The organism is Cuniculiplasma thermophilum, from assembly GCF_052315355.1.
GTDB lineage: Archaea > Thermoplasmatota > Thermoplasmata > Thermoplasmatales > Thermoplasmataceae > Cuniculiplasma.
In genome coordinates this window covers 1-2708 of the sequence record NZ_JBLSDF010000067.1, presented here as the reverse complement: position 1 = coordinate 2708, position 2708 = coordinate 1, and the positions used below count along the sequence as shown (strand labels likewise).

Genomic DNA, 2708 nt, shown 5'->3' with positions numbered 1-2708 from the left:
CTTTCCCTGGTGGTCGAACTTTATTTCCTTAATGATCCATGGATCCTCTAAACCTAGAAGCTTCCTGAAAAGTTCCTCTGATTTCACAAAATGTAAATGAATGAGTGTTTATAACTTACCCCCAAAGAGTTGAAGAGATCCCTTTATATTTATCATTTTTATCATTTTTAATATTTATCGATCCTTTTTGCCCATTGAAAAATGTGAAAATAGACAGATTCAAAAAAAAATTTTTCTCTCAAGTTTAAAACTGAATGAATGCTTAAAGAAATATAGAATAGTGTCTACTTGGCCGGATAATGAAATCGACAAAGAGGTTCGAAAAGGAATGGCACAATATAATTTAGACATTATGCTTATAGAGGCCATATGGAATTGACTTTAAACAGTTTATTGGAGCACTGAATAAAGTTATAATGATTGAATGGTATCATAAGAGAAGATTGACTGAAAATGTCGAAAGCAATGGGCAAAAATCTGAAATAATACAGGGAGGTCATTGGAAATATGAAGATAATAAAGGCAGAGAAGGGGGACAAGTATGCCATAGATGCACTAAGGATAGCCAAAGGGCTTGGCGAATGGTTCAATGAGATTGGAATCAAAAACATGGAAGCAGATCTTTTCTTTGATAATTTAGCAGTAATGGTTGAGAATGGAGAGACTTTGGGCTTTGCTTGCTACAACAGTCATGATGGAATAATGCAGCTTTTATGGCTGGCAGTTGAAAGAGGGCATCAGGGAAAGGGAGTAGGAGGCTCACTTTTAAAATGGGTTGAAGAAGAGGCAATGAAGCATCGATTGAATGTTATTCAAGTGGAGACATTGCCTGATGAGGATAGCTATGAGCCATATAAGTTGACGAGGAAATTCTATTATAACCACGGATTTACAAGAGTGGGTTATAAAAAAGCCAGTATAAAAGGCTGGGATGATCAAGTAATCCTTCAGAAAAAATTGCAATAGCAATACAAATACAATTATTCAGCAAAGGCAAAAATAGAAAATTAATTCTTCATATAGTTACCATAAGCTCCCTTATCTAATTTAAGTGCCTTACACTTGAACTTATAATAAGTGCTTTCCTGTTAGCCTTGATATTAACTTAAGACCTTCAGATACCATTTCACAAATACCAGTCAGTCTGGAACTTAAATATCATAAGCCAACCCTTTTAACTTTTCCATATGGACCATGGGATCTGCATGCAATAAATCTTGAGATCGTTTTCATGCATTCCATGAATGGATGTGCATCAGTGTATTCACTCGTGATCCACACATGCAAGTAATTCACTGCAATGAGAAGAAATTGCTGGGGAAATTACAGAGATCCTTATGGTGGATTGCCCAGGACAACAAATGTGTGGAAATATGGAGTAAGTGCCATATATCTGTGGGAATTGATACTCATCAGATCATGGGCTGGTCTTTTACAAAAGGAAACATACATGATTCAAAGGTTTCGCAAGACATGTTAGATTCTCTCGGAAACTTCTCCCATTTTCTTACAGATTCTGATTAAGATATCTCTGACATATGTGACTACAGATTCAAAAACGCATATTCTTCACCCATAATTGAACCAGAGAAAAGGATGAGGTGTTCCCGAACTGATATGGGTGAACGCCTGAATAGGAACTGATCTGAGGGAATAATCTTCTCTTTATTCCATGATAGGGAAAATTAGGAGGACATTCTAAATACTATAAGGGATAATGAAAACAGAGAATTTCTGTTACACCAGGAACGGATCATATGACAATGCAATTTGCCTAATTGCAAATGCATACAATCTCATGACTATAAAGATCCATACAAGAAAATTACTAATGAAGATAATAAAAATCGTCAGTTGTCTAAAGATGACACACTCTAAACTATGCATAGTTTTTGTTTCGGTAAATCGTCTTTGATTATAGTTTCCAGAGGAAAAAAAACTAGAATAGAAAACAGATTGCCCCTTAGGAACGGTTGATCAGCGGTAGATCGCATGCTTCGCAAGCATGAGATGTCGGGTTTAAATCACTTCTTTTCAGTATGATAGACCATAAAAAATTCTAATGATTGCATACTCGTCCATAAGAAATATAAAGAGTAAGATCAATAAATAGACCTTTCAATTCTTTCCCTTTTTTATATCATATCTTGAACAGATTCGTATTGAAATACAAGAAAAAATTTTCTTCCTGCATTGAAGAAATATATGGATTATTCTAAAGAGAAGTTCATCTCTTTTATGCACATGATAATGGCTGATCAAAAACTTCTCAAAAAGCTGGCAATTAATATAAATGGATGGATTCTTATTGTGAATGTTAAAATGATATCCAAAGGAGTGCTCCCTGTTCGTTTAACTGTTAATGAACGTAATGATCTGTAGGAGAATGAGATATTTCCTTCAAGGGGAATAATGAATGGTGGGACATTAAAGAATACTTTGACGAACGCAAAAAACGTGATCAACTATTTCCGGATTGGCAGATATTCCCAGATAGATGAAATTTCAGAGAAATTTATAAATTACCTATTTCTTAAAGAATAGTTTATGGAGGAAGAATTAATAGAGAGGTTTTCTATTTTCTACCTTATTCTGTAAATTTTCTGCATAACTTCCTGATTACCGCTAAAGATCAATCTATTTTTGACTGTTTATTTTCTTAATTATCCCTTTTTATCACTATTTCCCATGAAATTTCTTAAATAATT

At 34.2% G+C, this 2708-nt stretch carries 1 protein-coding gene; it reads left to right on the top strand.

Going from position 1 to position 2708, the window contains the following annotated elements:
- The first annotated feature begins 507 nt into the window (after positions 1–507).
- The gene (locus ACNF42_RS08555) at positions 508–966 is read left to right on the top strand and encodes a GNAT family N-acetyltransferase (protein ID WP_443340352.1); all 459 of its coding nucleotides are present in this window, start codon (positions 508–510) and stop codon (positions 964–966) included.
- The last annotated feature ends 1742 nt before the right edge of the window (positions 967–2708 follow it).